Source organism: Streptomyces sp. NPDC012769 (assembly GCF_042901205.1).
In the GTDB taxonomy this organism is placed as follows: Bacteria; Actinomycetota; Actinomycetes; order Streptomycetales; family Streptomycetaceae; genus Streptomyces.
Genome location: NZ_JBIBCP010000010.1, coordinates 45451 through 63283, shown reverse-complemented (window position 1 = coordinate 63283; position 17833 = coordinate 45451). Strand labels below are relative to the sequence as shown.

14 protein-coding genes are annotated in these 17833 nt (G+C 72.9%); 8 read left to right on the top strand and 6 right to left on the bottom strand.

From position 1 onward, the window contains the following. Nucleotides 1-63: 63 nt before the first annotated feature. From ACFY7C_RS35645 to ACFY7C_RS35630, 4 genes are read left to right on the top strand one after another with little or no spacing between them, the layout of a single operon-like run. A complete protein-coding gene (locus ACFY7C_RS35645; RefSeq protein WP_389659419.1) occupies nucleotides 64-573 on the top strand; it encodes a hypothetical protein in 510 nt (169 codons plus the stop codon). After that, entirely contained in the window at nucleotides 570-1691 is a 1122-nt protein-coding gene (locus ACFY7C_RS35640; protein ID WP_389659416.1) for a peptidoglycan-binding protein, read from the top strand. Before ACFY7C_RS35645 ends, ACFY7C_RS35640 begins: the two co-directional genes overlap by 4 nt. Nucleotides 1692-1702: 11 nt before the next feature. Further along, the gene (locus ACFY7C_RS35635; RefSeq protein WP_389659623.1) at nucleotides 1703-2425 is read left to right on the top strand and encodes an ABC transporter ATP-binding protein; all 723 of its coding nucleotides are present in this window, start codon (nucleotides 1703-1705) and stop codon (nucleotides 2423-2425) included. After that, entirely contained in the window at nucleotides 2425-3627 is a 1203-nt protein-coding gene (locus ACFY7C_RS35630) for an ABC transporter permease (protein ID WP_389659413.1), read from the top strand. The genes ACFY7C_RS35635 and ACFY7C_RS35630 overlap by 1 nt, the downstream gene beginning before the upstream one ends. Nucleotides 3628-3734: 107 nt before the next feature. Here the strand turns inward: ACFY7C_RS35630 and ACFY7C_RS35625 are convergent, their stop codons facing one another. The 4 genes from ACFY7C_RS35625 to ACFY7C_RS35610 form a co-directional block, all read right to left on the bottom strand. Beyond that, nucleotides 3735-4412 carry a pyridoxal 5'-phosphate synthase gene (locus ACFY7C_RS35625; protein WP_389659620.1) on the bottom strand — a complete coding sequence of 226 codons (678 nt, stop codon included), beginning with the start codon at nucleotides 4410-4412 and terminating at the stop codon, nucleotides 3735-3737. 44 nt (nucleotides 4413-4456) lie between these two features. Beyond that, a complete protein-coding gene (locus tag ACFY7C_RS35620; protein WP_389659411.1) occupies nucleotides 4457-7822 on the bottom strand; it encodes a hypothetical protein in 3366 nt (1121 codons plus the stop codon). 157 nt (nucleotides 7823-7979) lie between these two features. After that, entirely contained in the window at nucleotides 7980-9254 is a 1275-nt protein-coding gene (locus tag ACFY7C_RS35615; RefSeq protein ID WP_389659409.1) for an FAD-dependent monooxygenase, read from the bottom strand. Between the two features lie 122 nt (nucleotides 9255-9376). After that, nucleotides 9377-10588 carry an acetyl-CoA acetyltransferase gene (locus ACFY7C_RS35610; protein ID WP_389659406.1) on the bottom strand — a complete coding sequence of 404 codons (1212 nt, stop codon included), beginning with the start codon at nucleotides 10586-10588 and terminating at the stop codon, nucleotides 9377-9379. Nucleotides 10589-10694: 106 nt separating this feature from the next. Between ACFY7C_RS35610 and ACFY7C_RS35605 the strand changes: the two genes are divergently transcribed. Next, nucleotides 10695-11891: an acyl-CoA dehydrogenase family protein gene (locus tag ACFY7C_RS35605; RefSeq protein WP_389659403.1), complete on the top strand. Its 1197-nt coding sequence runs from the start codon at nucleotides 10695-10697 to the stop codon at nucleotides 11889-11891. A gap of 111 nt (nucleotides 11892-12002) precedes the next feature. Continuing rightward, a complete protein-coding gene (locus tag ACFY7C_RS35600; RefSeq protein WP_389659400.1) occupies nucleotides 12003-12455 on the top strand; it encodes a nitroreductase family deazaflavin-dependent oxidoreductase in 453 nt (150 codons plus the stop codon). A 104-nt stretch (nucleotides 12456-12559) separates the two neighbouring features. Here ACFY7C_RS35600 and ACFY7C_RS35595 read toward each other — a convergent pair whose 3' ends face one another. Next, nucleotides 12560-13207 (bottom strand): TetR family transcriptional regulator, encoded by a 648-nt coding sequence (locus ACFY7C_RS35595; RefSeq protein WP_389659397.1) that lies wholly within the window; start codon nucleotides 13205-13207, stop codon nucleotides 12560-12562. Between the two features lie 275 nt (nucleotides 13208-13482). Between ACFY7C_RS35595 and ACFY7C_RS35590 the strand changes: the two genes are divergently transcribed. After that, a complete protein-coding gene (locus tag ACFY7C_RS35590) occupies nucleotides 13483-14388 on the top strand; it encodes a VOC family protein (protein ID WP_389659394.1) in 906 nt (301 codons plus the stop codon). Nucleotides 14389-14497: 109 nt separating this feature from the next. Then, nucleotides 14498-17005, top strand: coding sequence for a PQQ-binding-like beta-propeller repeat protein (locus ACFY7C_RS35585; RefSeq protein WP_389659392.1), 2508 nt, complete (start codon nucleotides 14498-14500; stop codon nucleotides 17003-17005). Nucleotides 17006-17140: 135 nt separating this feature from the next. Here ACFY7C_RS35585 and ACFY7C_RS35580 read toward each other — a convergent pair whose 3' ends face one another. Beyond that, a complete protein-coding gene (locus ACFY7C_RS35580) occupies nucleotides 17141-17821 on the bottom strand; it encodes a hypothetical protein (RefSeq protein ID WP_389659390.1) in 681 nt (226 codons plus the stop codon). Between the last annotated feature and the right edge of the window lie 12 nt (nucleotides 17822-17833).

Genomic DNA, 17833 nt, shown 5'->3' with positions numbered 1-17833 from the left:
TTCGCCGGTGTAAACGAAACCGCTGAGAGAAGCGAAACATCCCTTCGCGGCACCCTCCTCGCCATGACCATTCGACGGATCACCCGCGCGGCCGCCGCCGCTTCCCTGGCCGCCGCCCTCTCCCTTCTCGCCACCGCCTGCTCGGGCTCCGACCCTGGTTCCTCCGGGAGCGGAACGAAAGACGGCGGTGTGACGGAGGAGGGCAAGAAGGCCGACCAGGCCTTCGAGCACCGCAAGTGCCTGCGCGAGCAGGGCCTCGACGTGCCCGAGCCCAAGCCGGGCGAGAAGGGCGTCGGACTCACCATCGGCGGCGACGGCATGTCGAAGGAGAAGATGGAGAAGGCGTTCAAGGCCTGCCAGAGCAAGTCCGGCGGCTCCGGGTTCGGCAAGGAGCCGACGCAGGCCGACAAGGACAAGGCGCTGGCGTACGCGAAGTGCATGCGCGAGAACGGCTTCAACATGCCGGACCCGTCGTTCGACGGCGGCGCGCAGAAGGCCATGCCGATGCCGCAGGGCGCCGAGAAGGACAAGATGGAGAAGGCCGCCAAGGCGTGCGAGGGCGTGGTCCGATGAGCGACCGCGCGACCCGCGAGCGGACGCTGGGCCGGCGCCGGCTGGTGATCGCCCTCGTGACGATCGCCGCCGTCGCGGGCGTCGGCGTCGCCGTCACCGCCCTCGCCGCCCCCGAGGCGCCGCGCTCCACCGCCACCGGCGCGCGCGGCCTTCCGCCGGACACCGCTCCCGTCACCCGCGGCGACCTCAGCGACAGCTCCCAGCAGGACGGCACCCTCGGCCACCTCGGCGAACGGCGGATCAACGCGGGCGGTCCGGGCGGAACCCTGACCTGGCTCGCCCCGACCGGCTCGGTGGTCGAGCGGGACGAACGGCTCTACGAGGTCGACGGCGAGCCGGTGCTGCTGATGTACGGGGACGCCCCCATGTACCGGACGCTCAAGACCGGCGACAAGGGCAAGGACGTGCGGCAGCTGGAGGAGAACCTGGCCGCCCTCGGCCACACCGGCTTCGACGTCGACGAGGAGTACACGGAGAAGACGGCCGTCGCCGTCAAGCGCTGGCAGAAGTCCCACGACCTGAAGCGGACCGGCACCGTCGGCCCGGAGCGGATTGCGTTCGCGGGCAGCGCCGTACGGGTCAAGGAGGCGGGCGGCGGGGGCACCGACGGCACCCGGGTCGCGGCCGGCGACCGGGTCGCACCGGGCTCCCCGGTCCTCACGGTGACCGGCTCCGAGCGGGTGGTGAGCTTCAAGGTGCCGGCGTCGGAGGCCGGTTCGGCGAAGGTCGGCACCCGGGTCACGGTCACGCTGCCCGACGGCACGCGGCTGCCGGGCAAGGTGTCGGTCGCCGGGAAGACCGCGTCGACGGGCGACGACCCGCAGGACAGGACCCCGAAGATCGACATCACGGTCTCCTTCGACGATCCGGAGAAGGTCAGGGGCGTCGACCAGTCGCCCGTCACCGTCGACCTCGTCGGCGAGACCCGGCGCGACGTCCTGTCCGTCCCGGTCAACGCCCTGCTCGCGCTGCCCGGGGGCGGCTTCGGCGTCCAGGTCGTCGACAACGGCAGGACCAGGGACGTGAAGGTCGAGCTCGGCATGTTCGCCCAGGGCAGGGTCGAGGTCAGCGGCGCGGGGCTGCGCGAGGGCATGAAGGTCGGGGTGCCGTCCGTATGACCGCCGCCCGTATGACCGCCGCCCGTATGACCGCCGTCGGGGAACTCAGGAACGTCGTGGAACTCAAGGGCGTCGTCAAGGAGTACGCGGGCGGGGTCCGCGCCCTCGACGGTGTCGATCTCAGCGTCGGCGAGGGGGAGTTGCTCGGCATCGTCGGGCCCTCCGGCTCCGGCAAGTCGACCCTGCTGCACATCGTCGGCACCCTGGACCGGCCGACCTCCGGCACGGTCGGGATCGCCGGGCACGACATCGCCTCCCTCACCGACCGGCGGCTGTCCGCCCTGCGCGCCCGCCACATCGGCTTCGTCTTCCAGGCCTTCCACCTCGTGCCCGGCGTCGGGGCGGTGGAGAACGTCGCCGAGGGGCTGCTCTACTCCGGGCTGCCCCGGGTCCGGCGCCGGCGGATGGCCGCCGAGGCGCTGGCCCGGGTCGGGCTCGCCGACCGCATGCACCACCGGCCGCACGAGCTGTCCGGCGGCCAGAAGCAGCGCGTCGCGATCGCCCGGGCGGTGGTGGGGCAGCCCGACCTGCTGCTGGCCGACGAGCCGACGGGGGCCCTGGACTCGGCGTCCGGCGAGGCGGTCATGGACCTGCTGCACACCCTGAACGAGGAGGGGGCGACGATCGCCGTCATCACCCACGACACCGAGATCGCGGGCCGGCTGCCGCGCCAGGTCCGGATCCGTGACGGCCGGGTCGTCGCGGACACGGCCCGGGGAAAGGTCGCCGTCTGATGTCCCGTGCGCGCACCCTGAAGGCCGCCCGGCTCGGGCCGCGTGACGTCCTGCACGTCGGCTCGGCCGGGCTGCGCAGCCGGCCCGTACGCGTGGTGCTGTCCGCGCTCGGCATCGCCATCGGCATCGCGACCATGATCGCGGTGGTCGGCATCTCGGCGTCCAGTCAGGCGCAGTTGCTGCGGCAGCTCGACGCGCTCGGCACGAACATGCTGGTCGCCAAGCCGGGCGAGGGGATGTTCAGCGGGCAGGAGGTCAAGCTGCCCAAGGACGCGGTCGGCATGGTCGGCCGCATCGAGGGCGTCGAGAAGGCCGGCGGGACGGGCGACCTCGACCGTTCGGTACGGCGCTCGGAGAAGATCCCGGAGGGAGAGACGGGCGGCATCGCGGTGAAGGCGGCCACGGAGGGGCTCCTCGGTGTGCTGCGCGGCACGATGGCGTCCGGCACCTGGCTCAACGCCGCCAACGGCCGCTATCCCTCGGTGGTGTTGGGGCATGTCGCCGCCGATCGGCTCGGCATCGACCGGCCGGGACGCCAGGTCTGGATCGACGACCGCTACTTCACCGTCGTCGGCATCCTCGACCCACTGCCGCTCGCCCCGGAGATCGAGCGCTCCGCGCTGGTCGGCTGGGACGGCGCCCAGCGGCTGCTGGGCTTCGACGGACATCCGACGGCGGTATACGAGCGGTCCACGGACGCGTCCGTACGGGAGGTCCAGCGGCTGCTCGCGCCGACGATCGACCCGCGGAACCCGCAGAACGTGGCCGTCGGCGACCCGTCCTCGGCGCTGAAGGCGAAGGCGGCCACGGAGGGCGCGTTCTCCACCCTGCTCCTCGGGCTCGGCGGGATCGCGCTGCTGGTCGGCGGTGTAGGCGTCGCCAACACCATGATCATCTCAGTTCTGGAGCGACGCCACGAGATCGGCCTGCGCCGCTCGCTGGGCGCGACCCGGGGGCAGATCCGCCTCCAGTTCGTCACCGAGTCCCTGATGCTCTCCGGCCTCGGCGGCCTGGCGGGCGTGGCCCTGGGCGCGGCGGCGACGGCGGTGTACGCGACCACGGGCGGCCTGCCCTGGGTCGTCCCGCCCTGGTCGGCGGCGGGCGGCTTCGCCGCGACGCTGGCGATCGGCACCGTGGCGGGGCTGTATCCGGCGGTGAGGGCGTCGCGCCAGTCGCCGACGCTGGCGCTGGCGGCGGTGTAGGAGGAGCCGGAGCCGGGTGGGGGGCCTGCCGGTGGGCAGGCCCCCTCGCTCGCTTACGCCTACGGGGTGTCTCGCCGATCAGCACGGCAGGATCGGCGAGACACCCCCTACGGCCAGAGCAGCTCGCGGACCCAGCCGTCGCCCTGCCGCGGCCGCCGGTAGAGGAGCCGTACGTGCCGGCGGTCCTGGTCGCCCTGGAAGAACTCCACCTCCGCCGGCTCCACCACGTACAGCGTCCAGCTCGGCGCGTGCGCCTCCGGATCCTGCCGGGCCCGTTCCCACGCCGCCGCGCTCGCCCGTTCCAGCTCGTCGAGCGAGCCGAGCACCTCGCTCTGCCGGCTGACCAGCGCCGAGGCCAGGGCCCCGGTGGTCCGGGCGTGCAGATCCGCGTAGGCCTCCTCGGGCGGCGCGGTGACCACCCGGCCCCGCACCCGCACCTGGCGGCCCTGCCCTGCCCAGTAGAAGTGGAGCGCCGCCTCGGGCCGGGCGGCGAGCTGGCGGCCCTTGGCGCTGCCCGCGTGCGAGGCGAAGTGCCAGCCGCGCGCGTCCACCTCGTGCAGGATCACCGTCCGCACGTCGGGTCGCCCGTCCGCGTCCGCCGTGGCGACCGCCATCGTGTTCGGCTCCACGACCCCGGCCGCCACCGCGTCGGCGAACCACGCGTGGAAGAGCGCGACCGGATCCTCCGGCACGTCCGCCGGATCGAAGCCGGGCAGCTCGGTGTCCCAGACCCGCACGGACCGCAGGGCCTCCTGAAAACGCCGTTCGTCGTCCATGGCGTCCATCATGAGGCCCTGCGGTGGGGTGGCGCGGTACCGGCGCCGGTGGGTCAGCCGGTGTAGTAGCCGGCGATGTCGGCGAGGAGGTCGACGCTGCCGGCGTGGTTGTAGAAGGTGATCTTGCCGTCCTTGACGGGGACGATCACCAGGTTGGGCACGGACTGGCCGGCGGTGAAGTTGAGGTTGGAGACCGGCGGTCGGGCCGTGCCGTACGGGTAGACGGACACGTAGCTGGTCGCCGTCGGGTTGGTCGCCGTCACGTTGAGGACGACGGCCGAGTACTTCGTGCCGACCTCGAGCGTCACCGTCCTGCCCGCGCCGACCTTGCCCCTCGGCGCCCCCTCCCCGGCGATGGTGTTGAGGATCCGCTTGGGCTGCATGCCGGTGAAGACCGACCCGGTCCCGTCCTTGAAGTAGCCGGTGACGTCGGCGAGGAGGTCGACGTTGCCCGCGTGGTTGTAGAGGGTGACCTTGCCGTCCTTGACGGGGACGATCACCAGGTTGGGGACGCTCTTCCCGGCGGTGAAGTTGAGGTTGGAGACCGGCGGGCGGGCCGTGCCGTACGGGTAGACGGACACGTAGCTCGTCGCCGTCGGGTTCGTCGCCGTCACGTTCATCGCGACGGCGCTGACCCCCGGCTCGTCGATCGTCAGCGTGACGGTCCCCTTCGGACCGACCTTCGCCTTCGGGGCGCCCACCCCGCCGATGGTGTTGAGGATCCGCTTCGGCGCGACCGGCTGGTACTCCGCGCCGGAGGTGCCCTCGGTGTAGTAGCCGGCGATGTCCGCGAGCAGGTCGACGGAGCCGGCGTGGTTGTAGACCTCGACCCAGCCGTCGACGACGGGCACGGTCACCAGATTGGCGACGGACTGCCCGGCGGTGAAGTTGAGGTTCGACGTCGGGGTACGGCGCGTGTCGTGCGGGTACACGGAGACGTAGCCGTTCGCCGTCGGGTTGGTCGCCGTCACGTTGAGGACGACGGCGGTGAGCCCCTCCGTGGGCACGCCGGCCTGGCCGGCCACCTTCAGCGCGACGGTGCCGCGCGGGCCCACCTTCCCCTGCCGGACACCGGTGCCGGCGAGGGTGTTCATGAGTCGGGTCGGGGTCACGGGGGTGTAGGTGCCCGGGAGGGTGGTCAGGGAACTGCCGACGACGTCGAAGGCCCCGGCCTGGCCGTCAATGGAGCCGTCACCGCCGCCCAGGGGTCGGGCGAGCAGCTCCCAGCGGTACTGACCGGGCTCGATGCCCCGGCCCTGGGCGTCCTTGCCGTCCCAGGTCACGCGGACCGAGGCGTTGACACCCTGCGCGCCTTCGAAGGTGCGCACGACCTCGCCGTTGCCCTTCAGCACGCGCAGTTGCCAGGAGCCGACGGGCCGGGAGTAGCGCCATACCGGGGACCAGGTGGCCGTGGGCTCGGCACCTTCGCCGTCGAAGACCAGCTCCGGTACGGTGTGGTCGATCGGTGCGAGGCCGTCGGGGACCAGGCCGACCCGCTTGACGTGGATGTCGTTCCCGGCACCGATGTACGCGACACCGCCGCCGAACTTGTCCACGGTCCAGGTCGTGTTGCGGCCGGAGCCGGTCGGAGCGCCCGGGAGAGCGGCGAAGTCCGAGGTCACGCCGGAGGTCGTGTTCGTCAGCTGGAGCTTGTCGCCCACGTGCCGGACCACGAAGCCGTCGCCGAGGAGAGCCTCGCCGGTGGGCACCGGGACGCTCTTCTGCCAGATCTGGTCGTAGACGCCCGCCTTGGTGGTGCCGCAGGCCCAGTAGACCCAGCGGCCCACGGCCTGGAGCTCGCTGGGCCGGCAGCCGGACCCGAGGTCGACGGGATTCGTGGTCGTCCTGGTCTTCAGGTCGTACGTGTTGACCTTGTCGCCGGTGGCGGCGGCGAGCTTCCAGACCCGGTCGCCCCACACCGAGGCCGCCGAGTTCACGGTGTAAGCGAGGCCCGTTCCCTGACCGCTGTCGAGATCCATGACGTGGTAGCTGCCGCCGTCGCCCTGAGTGACCACGTAGCGGCCGGCGGCGTCGGTCTTTCCGGGCCGGGTGGGCGGGGTCACGGCGCGGAAGGACGAGGTGTCCGTGGGGGAGATGAGCGTCTCATGGTGCGGGCCGACGAGGACCGAGTCGCCGTCGCCGAGGGACCGAAGCTCGCTCTGGACGCCGTGTTCGGTGGCGAGCATGCGGTGGCGCAGCCGGGGCGCGCTCGCCGACGGGGTGCCCGTCAGGTCGGTGTCGACATCGTAGAGCGCGGGGTTGTTGCCCGCCCAGGAGTCGCTGACGTAGCTCAGCCGCCCGGCGCCGAGGGCGAGGCCGGTGTACGCGGCGGGGACGTGCGGGACCTTGCGCACGGTGCTCAGGACGGGCAGGCCGTCGCCGTCGGGGGTGATGCGGCGCACGGCCCAGTCGGTGGAGCCGGTGCCGCCGACGGCGAGGACGCTGCCGTCGGGGGCGACGCGGACCGTCGCGGTCGCGGCGGGCAGCAGTTCCTTGGCAGGGCCGCCGCCGAGGGGGACTGCCAGGAGCTTCTCGCCGAGGACGTGTGGCGCCTTCCAGACGATGGGCTCCGTGGCCGCGATCACCCAGTTCCCGCTCACGGTGAAGTCCATGGCGACCGGGCCCGCTTCGGAGCCCACGACGGTGGTCGTCACGGGTTCGGCCGCGGGGGTGGAGCGGGGCACGGTTCTCACGACGCCGGATCGACTGTTCCAGGCGACGATGTGCTCGCCGGACAGACGGTAGTGGGAGGCCGCGCCGATCCGGTCCGACAGCCTGGTCAGCGTAGCACCGGCGTAGTCGAGGTAGTAGGCGGTGGCGTCGTCCAGCAGGATCGCGCCGCGGCTGTCCTGGATGTCCACGTACAGGTTCGCGCCGGCCTCGGGGAGGCCGGTGACCGGGCGCTCGACGGGGGTGCCGTTCTCGGACGAGATCAGCCAGTAGGCCTGGACCTTCGTGTTCGTGTCCGGCCTGATCGTACCGGCGAGCACAGTGTCGGCGGTGAAGCCGTCGGCCCAGAACCGCTGGGCGGGAAGGGTGAGAAGCGTTTCCTTGCCCGTCGCGAGGTCGGTGACCGTCACCCCTCCGTTGCGCCAGTCGGCGGAGAGTCCGGAGTGGCCCGCCTCGGCGTACGCCGGGATCGTCCTCGTCTCGCCCGTGGCCGCATCCGTCCAGAGGGTGCCTGTCGTGCCCTCCTGGCGGTGGACGTAACCCGTGGTTCCGGCCTGGTAGAGGGTGTCGTTGCGAGGCTTGAAGCGCCCCGGGTCCCTGATGACGACCTCGTCGGAGGCCGCCGGTGTGTCGGCGGCGACGGCCGGGGTGGTGCTGAGTGCGGTGGCGAGGCCGGTCGTGATGCCGACGGCGGTCGCGACGGCGAGCGCTCCGCGCGTACGCGCGCGGACGCGTGCGGGTCCGTACAAGGAATTCCCCTCCGAAAGACCGATCAGGCGGAGGTCGGATGGCCGTTGTTCGCGCGTGTCCCGCGCGGCCCCCTCGGCGCTTCCCGTACCGCACCGCCTGTCTGAGGCCGTGATCGTAACAGCGGCACCTCTACAGGGGAACTGGTTTCGAACTCGTTCAAGCGGCGGTCGTCCGGAGCGTCTTGGACGCCTCGTAGTCCTTCAGCGGCACCGCGTTGGCCGCCTTCTGGATGTCGTCGCGGATCTTCTTCGCGATCAGGTTCTTCCAGGGGGTCTTCGGCAGCGTCCGCACCATGAACATGCGCAGGGCGATCTTCCACTTCGTGTCCAGGGTCATCTCCTTCACGAAGCCCTCGGCCATCCGCTGGTTCTGCTCGACTCCCGGCCGCATCACGCGCTCGTACTCCTCGAACGCCACGCGGTGGTCCCCTTGGGCCGCCGCGAGTTCGCCCGCCAGGACGTACGCGCCGGTGAGGGCGAGGCCGGTGCCCTGGCCGGAGGCGGGGGAGGCGCAGTGGGCGGCGTCGCCGAGGAGGACGACGCGGCCGCTCGACCAGCGGTCCATCTCGATCAGGCTGATCGAGTCGAGGTAGAAGTCGGTGGCGTCGGCCGCGTGGCCGATCAGCCGGGGGATCTCCCAGCCGTCGCCCGCGAACGCTTCGGAGAGCACACGCTTCTGGGCGCCGAAGTCCCGGTGGTGGTAAGGGAGTTCCTCGGGCGAGCGGAAGACGAAGGAGTTCTTCGCGGAGGTCTCGCCGGCCGAGCTGTAGACGCACACCAGCTTGCCGGGGAGGGCGTGGTACGTCTCCCAGCGCTTCAGGCCCAGGTGGTTGGGGGCGGTGAAGATCGAGATGTACGCGCCCAGGTACCGCTTGAACCGCCGCTCGTCGCCGAAGGCGAGGCGCCGGGTGTGGGAGTGCATCCCGTCCGCGCCGACCACCAGGTCGAAGCGGCGCCGGGTGCCGCTCTCGAAGGTGACGTCGACGCCGTCGCCGTCGTCGTGCAGGGCGGCGACGGAGTCGTCGAAGAGGTACTCGACGTCGTCGCGGGTCCGCTCGTACAGGATCCGGGCGAGTTCGCCGCGCATGATCTCGTCGTCCCCGTCGGCCCGGCCGCCGAAGATTTCGGCGGGCAGTTCGCCGATGGTGCGGCCGCCGGCGTCGACATACGAACCGCCTTCCATGTCCGTGGAGTTGGCGCGGATCTCATCGAGGATCCCCATCCGCCGGCAGACCTCGATCGCGGTGCCGCGGATGTCGACCTTGTAGCCGCCGGTGCGCAGTTCGGGGGCGCGCTCGACGACGGTGGGGGTGAAGCCGTGGCGGTGCAGCTGGAGGGCCAGGGCGGGTCCGGCGATCGAGGCGCCGGAGATCAGGACGGTCTTGGCAGCGGGCTTGGCAGTGGTCATGGCGGGGCGTGCGGCGTGCGACATGGCGGACTCCTCGTCGTGGGTGGGCGCGGGGCCTTCCGGCCCCGCACAGACGACTATACGGATGTCCTACACGACTGTCTATGACGCTTGTATAGATTCTTGGGAGTGGCCCGCGCCCCGCCTCAGCCCCGGCCCAGCACCACCGTCCCCGAGGAGCAGAACCAGCCCCCCGTACCCGACGCCACCGCCAGCTCCGGCAGCGAGCCGTCCGGGCGCAGGACCTGGCGGCCCGGAGCCTCGCCGCGCAGCTGCCGCACCGCCTCGACCAGCAGGAACAGGCCACGCATGCCGGGGTGGCAGGCCGAGAGTCCGCCGCCGTCCGTGTTCACCGGCAGCCGGTCCTTCTCCGCGAAGAACGCGCCGCCCTCGCCCTTGGCGCAGAACCCCAGGTCCTCCAGGGTCACCAGCGTCATATAGGTGAACGCGTCGTAGATCTCGGCGAGTTCGACGTCCTCGGGGCGCACTCCCGCCCGCTCGAAGGCGAGCCGCCCGCTGACCGCCGCCGGGGAGACCGTGAAGTCCTCCCACTCCGACATCGTGGTGTGCGAGACGTACTCGCCCGTGCCGAGCACCCACACCGGCGCCTTCGCGGTGTCGGGGACGTACTCCTCGGCCGCGAGCAGCACCGCGCAGCCCCCGTCGCTGCGGATGCAGCAGTGCAGCTTCGTGAACGGGTCCGCGATCATCGGGCCGTCGAGCACGTCGTCGACCGTGATCGGCTCCCGGAACATCGCCTCCGGGTTGAGCGCCGCGGCGGCCCGCGCCTGGACGGCCACCTCGGCCAGCTGCTCCAGCGTCGTGCCGTACTCGTGCATATGGCGGCGGGCCGCCATCGCGTACTTGGCGATCAGGCTGTGGCCGTACGGCACCTCGAACTGCAGCGGGCCGCGCGCGCCGAAGGAGAGGTTTCCGGTGCGCCGCCCGGCCCTGATGTCGGCGCGGGCGGTGGAGCCGTAGACCAGCAGGACGGCGTTCGCGCGGCCGGCCGCGATCGCGTCGGCGGCGTGCGCGGCCATGACCTCCCAGGTGGCGCCGCCGACGGCGGTGGAGTCCACCCAGCGGGGGCGCAGCCCCAGGTACTCGGCGACCTCGACCGGGGCGAGGGTGCCGAGGCCGGCCGAGGCGAGGCCGTCGATGACGGAGCGGTCGAGGCCGCTGTCCGCGAGGGCGCGGCGGGCGGCCTGGGCGTGCAGGGCGTAGGGGGTGGCCTCGTCGACCCGGCCGCAGTCGGAGAGGGAGACGCCGACGACGGCGACGCGACGCCGACGCGCGGGCGAGGGTGAGGGTGAGGGTGAGGGTGAGGGTGATCGGCGGTCCCATGGGGTGGTGGACATAAATCTGACGGTACATCAGATCAATCGGATCGGGAGGTCCGTCGGGGTGGGCATCTGCCGTGCGCGGCCCTAGCATGACGCCCCGTCAGATACGGAGGGGAGACCCATGCGTACCGCCGCCGTCACCGAAGAACAGCAGGAGATCCGCCGCACCCTGCGCGAACTCCTCGCCCAGCGCGCCGGACCGGCCGCGACCCGCGCCGCCGTCACCACCCCCGAGGGCTACGACACCGCGCTCTGGGCCACCCTGGCCGGCACCCTCGGACTGCCCGGACTCGCCCTGTCCGAGGAGTACGGGGGAGTCGGCTGCGGCACCGCCGAACTCGCCCTCGCCTGCGAGGAGACCGGCCGCGTCCTGCTGCCCTCGCCGCTGCTCGCCACCGGCGTCCTCGCCGCCCCGCTGATCGCCTCCCTCGGCACCGCCCGGCAGCGCGCCGAGCTGCTGCCGCGGATCGCCGACGGCACCCTCACCTGCGCCCTCGCCCTCCCCGGCGGCTCCCTTCCGCTCGCCCTCGGCCTCACCGGCGACAACACCGCCGAAGCCTGGGCCGGCGGCGGGCGCTCCGGCGGCGTCCAGGCCACCCGGCCCGCCGAGGGTGTGCACTGGTCCCTGTACGGGCAGGCCGACCACGTCCTCGACGGGCACAGCGCGGGGCTCCTCCTGGTCGCCGCGCACACCGGCGGCTTCCCGCGCAGCCGCACCCTGCTCTTCCTGGTCCGAGAGGACGCTCCCGGGCTCGTACGGCACCGTGAACCCACCCTGGACATCACCCGCTCCCAGGCCACCATCCAACTCCGCGACGCCGAGGCCGAATTGCTCGGCGAGGAGCCGGTCGACGCGCTTGCCGCCCTCGCCGCCGCCGGGCGGGACGCGGCCGTGACGCTCGCCGCCGAGGCGGTCGGAGCCGCCCGCGGCGCCCTCGACCGCACGGTCGAACACGCCCTGACACGTGAGCAGTTCGGTCGTCCTATCGGCTCCTTCCAGGCGGTCAGGCACCGCCTCGCCGACCTCCTCGTCCAGATCGAGTCCGCCCGCTCCCTCACCCTCTGCGCCGCCGGCGAGGAGGACCGCGTCTCCGCCGGGCTCGCCCTCGCCCAGGCCCTGGAGGCCCAGCGCGCAGCCGCCGCCGAGACCGTCCAGCTGCACGGCGGCCTCGGCATCACCTGGGAACACGACGCTCACCTCTACTTCAAGCGCGCCGCCGCCGACGAGCTCCTCTTCGGCCCCGCCCCGCGTCTGCGCGCCCACGCCGCCGCACGGGCCGGACTCTTCGACGGCCCGCTCCCCGGGGAGGTGGCCTAGGTGCCGAATACGCCGGATACGCCGAATCCGCCGGATACGCCGAATACATCCGATGCGCCGGATACGCCGAGGACGCCCAGGACACCCAGGACGCCCATCGGACTGCGCCTGATGCAGAAGGTCTCCGCCACCCGCGCCTTCGCCAGGGTCGCCCCGCACGTCGTCCCCGCCATGGACCGGGCCGTCCACCGGCTCACCCGGGGCAGGGTGATGCTGAGCGCCCGCATGCTGCCCGGCCTGATCCTCACCGCCAGGGGCGCCAGGACCGGGCAGCCGCGTGTGACGCCGCTCGCCTGCGTGCCGGAGCCCGACGGGACCTGGCTGCTGATCGGCTCCAACTTCGGCCGTCCGGGGCATCCCGCCTGGACCGCGAACCTGCTCGCCCACCCGGAGGCCGAGGTCAGCTGGCGCGGCGAGAGCTTTCCCGTACGGGCCCGGCGGCTCACCGGGGAGGAGCGGGCCGAGGCCTGGCGGGCGGCGCTGGCGTTCTGGCCGCCCTACGCCACGTACCAGGCGCGGATCGAGCGGGAGATCCGGCTCTTCCGGCTGAGCCGTCTTCCGTAGCCGAAGGGGAAGAGCACGAAAACGCCGGCGGCGGTCTCCCGTACGGATACGGGACCGCCGCCGGCGCGACAGGACGGATGAAGGAGCCAGTGGGCTCGCGGGGATTACTTCGTCGGCTTCTTCCCCGTGATTCCCAGGTGGACCAACAGGGCGAGGTTGGGCTTGAGTTCGGCCTGCTTCACGCCCCAGGTCTGGAAGCCCTTCTGGTGGCCGGCGACCGCCGCGAGCATCGCCACCAGCGAGCCGGCCATCGCCGCCGGGCTGATGTCCTTGTCGACCTTGTTCTTCGACTGGAGCTCCTTCACCGCGTCCGTCAGGGAGTTGGTGACCGAGTTCAGGATCTTCATGCGGATCTTGTAGAAGCGCTTGTCGCCCTCCGCGGCCCCGAGGTCCACCACCCTCAGGATCGCGTCGTGCTTGCGCCAGAAGTCCAGGAATCCCTCGACCAGTTCCTCGGAGGTCTGCCAGCCGGCCTTGCCGACCCAGGAGCGTCCGGAGACCAGATCGGTCAACCCGGCGCCCTCCTTGGCCATTTCCTCCGCGATCTCGAGGACGGCGCCCTCGACGTCAGGGAAGTACTGGTAGAACGTCGCGGGTGAAGTACCCGCCTTCCGGGCCACGTCGATGACCTTGACGTCCCGGTAAGGCGAGGAGCTGAGCATCTCGCCGAGGCAGTCGAGCAGCTTCTGCCGCGTCGCCTGGCCGCGTCGTCCGGCCACGCGGCCGTCGACGGTGCGTACTTGTCCTGTCATGCCGTCAGCTTACCGAGGGGTGATCGGCGCGCGATTCGGCCGACTGCAAATGGGGTGCACCCCCCTCGGAGGGCCTCCCGGGAGCCGCTCGCGCACAGATCCCACTCGCCGCGATCTCGCCCCGATCTCGTCCCGATCCCCGATGGGCTTATTAACAGCCTGTGGACAACTTCGGTGGACAACCCAGGCGGGACAAGGGCTCTCGCCCCCCTAAAGGCGTATATGTTCGATTTTCGAGGGGTGCGGAACGGCGCACCGGACCCCATTCTGGAGCCATGGCCGTACGCACACAGGGCACCCCGTGCTGGGTGGACGCGCAGCTTCCCGACCTCGAGGCCGGCAAGCGCTTCTACGGCGAGCTCTTCGGCTGGACCTTCGACCCCGACCGTGACGAGGCGCTCCTCCGGGGCCGCCGCGTCGCCGGGCTGCTGCCCAAGCGCGACGGCCGGATGCCGACCACCTGGACCGTCTACCTCACCACCGGCGACGCCGGCACCGTCGCCGCCCGCATCAAGGCGGCCGGCGGCCGGATGGTGATGGACCCCTATCCCGTGGGCCCCTTCGGGGTCCTGGCCCTGGCCGCCGACCCCGGCGGCGCCGTCTTCGGCCTGCGCCAGTCCGGCGACGACGACGGCTTCGAGGTCACGAACGAGCCGGGCGCCTTCTGCTGGATGGAGGTCTACACGCGGGAGCCCGAGGCGGTCGACACCTTCTACGCCACCGTCTTCGGCTGGCTCGGCCGTCAGACCGACCCCGCCGAGGAGGGCCGCAGCGGGGGCTACGACTACCGCGTCTGGTCCCCGCCCGGCTCCCGTCCCGGCGACGACACCGCCTTCGGCGGCCGGGCGGTGATCTCCGACGACTTCCCCGTCGAGATGCCGGGCCACGTCCTCGTCTACTTCGCCGTCCGCGACTGCGACGAGACCTGCGCCACCGCCGTACGCCTCGGCGGCCGTGTCACCACCGACCCCTTCGACACCCCGCACGGCCGCATCGCCGTCCTCCACGACAACCAGGGCGCCCGCTTCGCGGTCCTGGCCGAGCCGAAGGGCCGTCCGGAGCGCCCGGAGCCCAGTGGAGCCATGGAGCCCGCCGGGGCCGAGGAGCGCACAGGAGCCACGGAGCCCGACGGGGCCACGGAGCCCGCCGGGCGACCGGGGGAGCGCGCCCCGGAGCGCTGAATCGTTCCTTCCGACCCTTCCGATATGACCGGTGACACCCCGATCCGCCCCCGGGTTCGCAACCACCGCCCCGGACAGGAACAATCAGGGTCCACGGGGCCGTACCCTCATGGCCCTACGGGGAGGTGGCAGGCAAGTGGAGCAGCTGACGCAGCACGACCCGAGAAGGATCGGGCCCTTCGAGGTGCTGGGCCGGCTCGGTGCGGGCGGAATGGGGCTCGTCTATCTCGCGCGCTCGGCGTCCGGGCGGCGCGTGGCGATCAAGACCGTGCGGACCGAGCTCGCCGAGGACCAGCTGTTCCGCGTCCGCTTCACCCGTGAGGTGGAGGCCGCCCGGGCGGTCTCGGGCTTCTACACCGCGGCCGTCGTCGACGCCGACCCGCGCGCCGCCGTGCCGTGGCTCGCCACCGCGTACGTCCCCGCGCCCTCCCTCGAGGAGATAGTGAACGAGTGCGGGCCGCTCCCGGCCCAGGCGGTGCGCTGGCTCGCGGCCGGCGTCGCCGAGGCCCTGCAGTCCATCCACGGCGCCGGCCTCGTCCACCGCGACCTCAAGCCGTCCAACGTCCTCGTCGTCGAGGACGGCCCCCGGGTGATCGACTTCGGCATCGCGTCCGGCGTGTCCAACACGCGCCTGACCATGACCAATGTCGCCGTCGGCACCCCGGCCTACATGTCCCCCGAGCAGGCCCGCGACTCGCGCAGCGTCACGGGCGCCAGCGACGTGTTCTCGCTCGGCTCGATGCTGGTCTTCGCCGCGACCGGCCACGCCCCGTACCACGGAGCCAACCCCGTCGAGACCGTCTTCATGCTGCTCCGGGAGGGCCCCGACCTCGAAGGGCTGCCCGACGAGCTGCGGCCGCTCATCGATTCCTGCATGCAGATGGACGTCGCCAAGCGCCCCACCCCGGCCGACCTCCAGGCGCAGCTCGCCCCGCACCTCTTCGGGTCGGGCGAGGACGACAGCGGTACGGCCGCGGCCTGGCTGCCGCAGCGCGCCACGGCCATGATCGAGGCCCGGCGCGGCGGGCGGCCCAACCCGCCGCCCCCGGCCGCGCCGCCGATGCCGCCGCGCCCGCCGCGCGAGCCCGCGGACTGGGGCGGCGACCCGCGCGGCGGCGGCCGGCACGCCGGTCCCGCCGCCGGGCCCTCCTCGGCCTCGTCCCCTGTCTCGGTCTCCTCCCCGGCCTCGGCCGCCTCGGGCGCGTCCCCGGCTTCCGTCGCCGAGTCGGTGCCCGACGCCGGACCCGTACGCCTCGCCGGCGCCGCCGTGCCGATCGGCCCCGGCCCCCGGGTCGCCGACACCCGCGCCGCCGTGGCCCTTGCCCCGGGCGCCGCGGCCGGCACCGCCACCGGCTGGATCCGCCCGCCCGGCGGCGGTCCCCACGGCGCCGAGCCCGGCCCGCCGCCCGGCTCCCGCCCGCTGCCGGGACCGGCCCGCGCCCCGGAGGCGCAGCAGACGCCCTCCGCACCGGACGCGCCCGCGCCCGGCCACTGGCGGCCCTGGCGTTTCCGCATGTCGAACGATGTGTGGGGCACCCCGGTCGTCGACGGCGACCTGCTCTACGTCACCTCCTTCGAGGTGCACGCCCTGGACACGGCGAGCGGCCGGCGTCAGTTCAAGACCCGGGACGTGGCCTGGTCGATGGCGGTGGCCGGCGGCCGTATCCACGCTTCGGACGGGCCCACGCTCTACGCGCTCGACGCCCTCGACGGCACCGAGCGCTGGCGGCTGCACACGGACGCCTGGGTGTACTCCCTTCAGGTGGAGCGCGGCACCGTCGTCACCGGCACCCGCGGCGGCGGGGTGCAGGCCTGGGAGGCGTCCAACGGGGCCAAGCTGTGGGAGATCACCGGAGCCCAGAGCGACTTCGAGACGCCCGAGGGCGGGCCCGCCGTGCACGGTGACACCGTGTACGTGTGGCGGGACGCCCGGCTCCAGGCGCTCGACGCCCGTACGGGCGTGGAGCGCTGGTCGTACCCGATCGGCGACGCCGCCTCCTGCGCCCATGTGCCGGTGCGGGTGGCCGCGGCCGAGGACGGCTGTGTGTACGTGGCGGCCGGCACCCGGGTGCTGTCCGTCGACATCGCGAGCGGGCACGTCCGCTGGCACTTCGAGGCGCCGGCCGTCTTCCTGTCGCCGCCGGCGTTCGCGCCGGGGCCCGCGGTGACCGGTGGCGGGGTCTACCTCGCGGACCACCTGGGCACGGTGTACGCGATCGACGCCACCACCGGCAAGGACCGCTGGCGGATCGCGACCGAGCCCCGCCAGTCGGTCGAGCCGGTGCTCGTCGCGGCGGGCCACGTCCACGTCGGCAGCGGCAGCGCGCTCTACACCCTGGACGCCGTCACCGGCACGCCGAAGTGGCGGTTCGCGGCGGGCGGCGAACTGATCGGCACCCCGGTCGTCGCCGACGGCCGGGTGCACTTCGGCTCGGCCGACCACGTGCTCTACACCCTCGACGCGAGCGGCGGCCAGCTGCGCTGGAAACTCGCGACGGGCGGCGAGATCACCGGTTCGCCGGTGGCGCGGAACGGCGTCGTGTACGCGTGCAGCAAGGACCGCTGCGTGTACGCGCTGGACGCGGTGAAGGGCACGGCGACGAACCGGGGCGCGTAGCGCCGGGGGGGAGACGGGACGAGGCGAGGCCGGCACCCAGGGCGGGTGCCGGCCTCGGGGCCCGGAGCGGTGTGCGTACGGACTACGGGTGGGGGTGCGGGTCGCTCAGGCGACCGGCACGGGCTCGTTCGCGGCTCAGGCCCGGTGCTCCGGGGGCGGCGGGTTCTCGTCGCGGCCCGGGTCCCAGGGGACGTCCGAGGACGGCGGCGGTGCGGACCGGGGCGGACCGGACTCCCGCCCGTCGTACCCGGCCGGCCCCTCGTGTCCGCCGTGCCCCCGCCCGTATCCCTGGTCGTCCCCCCGGTCGTATCCCTGGTCGTGCCCCCGGTCGTATCCCTCGTCGTGACCCCGGTCGTCGTCGTGTCCCCAGTCCCTGGGGCGGTCCACCCGGGTGGCGTGGCGGCGGGTCCGGCCGGACATCACGAGCGCGCCGATGAGCAGCAGCAGCCCGCCGCCCAGGGCGTTGGCGACGCCGTCGCCGAGCCCCTGGCCGTCGGACCCGACGGAGAGGCCGTCCTCGACCTGGCCGACCCGGACCATCCACAGGACGGTGAAGCCGAGCACGACGACGCCGGCCACGGCGACGAGCACGCGGGAGCGCAGCACGACCCCGATCAGGGTGAGCAGCGCGGCGAAGGCGAACGGCAGGAGGATCGAACCGATGATCTCGGCCTTGGCGTCCGTGACGCCGGTGAAGAGCTCGTCGATCCGGTAGTCGCGCCCGTGACGGCCGTCGTACCAGGCACGGAAGGGGCTCCAGACGGCGGCCGTCGCTCCGGCGAGCGCCAGGACCGAACCGACGACGTTGCGGATCATCGCACGGCCTCC

What these genes read in the sequence shown, in the direction of transcription:
- ACFY7C_RS35595 (WP_389659397.1), bottom strand. Translation starts at nt 13,207, where the DNA reads ATGACAGGACAAGTACGCACCGTCGACGGCCGCGTGGCCGGACGACGC.
- ACFY7C_RS35605 (WP_389659403.1), top strand. Translation starts at nt 10,695, where the DNA reads ATGCGTACCGCCGCCGTCACCGAAGAACAGCAGGAGATCCGCCGCACC.
- ACFY7C_RS35640 (WP_389659416.1), top strand. Translation starts at nt 570, where the DNA reads ATGAGCGACCGCGCGACCCGCGAGCGGACGCTGGGCCGGCGCCGGCTG.
- ACFY7C_RS35630 (WP_389659413.1), top strand. Translation starts at nt 2,425, where the DNA reads ATGTCCCGTGCGCGCACCCTGAAGGCCGCCCGGCTCGGGCCGCGTGAC.
- ACFY7C_RS35580 (WP_389659390.1), bottom strand. Translation starts at nt 17,821, where the DNA reads ATGATCCGCAACGTCGTCGGTTCGGTCCTGGCGCTCGCCGGAGCGACG.
- ACFY7C_RS35635 (WP_389659623.1), top strand. Translation starts at nt 1,703, where the DNA reads ATGACCGCCGCCCGTATGACCGCCGTCGGGGAACTCAGGAACGTCGTG.
- ACFY7C_RS35625 (WP_389659620.1), bottom strand. Translation starts at nt 4,412, where the DNA reads ATGGACGCCATGGACGACGAACGGCGTTTTCAGGAGGCCCTGCGGTCC.
- ACFY7C_RS35610 (WP_389659406.1), bottom strand. Translation starts at nt 10,588, where the DNA reads ATGTCCACCACCCCATGGGACCGCCGATCACCCTCACCCTCACCCTCA.
- ACFY7C_RS35645 (WP_389659419.1), top strand. Translation starts at nt 64, where the DNA reads ATGACCATTCGACGGATCACCCGCGCGGCCGCCGCCGCTTCCCTGGCC.
- ACFY7C_RS35615 (WP_389659409.1), bottom strand. Translation starts at nt 9,254, where the DNA reads ATGTCGCACGCCGCACGCCCCGCCATGACCACTGCCAAGCCCGCTGCC.
- ACFY7C_RS35590 (WP_389659394.1), top strand. Translation starts at nt 13,483, where the DNA reads ATGGCCGTACGCACACAGGGCACCCCGTGCTGGGTGGACGCGCAGCTT.
- ACFY7C_RS35600 (WP_389659400.1), top strand. Translation starts at nt 12,003, where the DNA reads ATGCAGAAGGTCTCCGCCACCCGCGCCTTCGCCAGGGTCGCCCCGCAC.
- ACFY7C_RS35585 (WP_389659392.1), top strand. Translation starts at nt 14,498, where the DNA reads ATGGCCCTACGGGGAGGTGGCAGGCAAGTGGAGCAGCTGACGCAGCAC.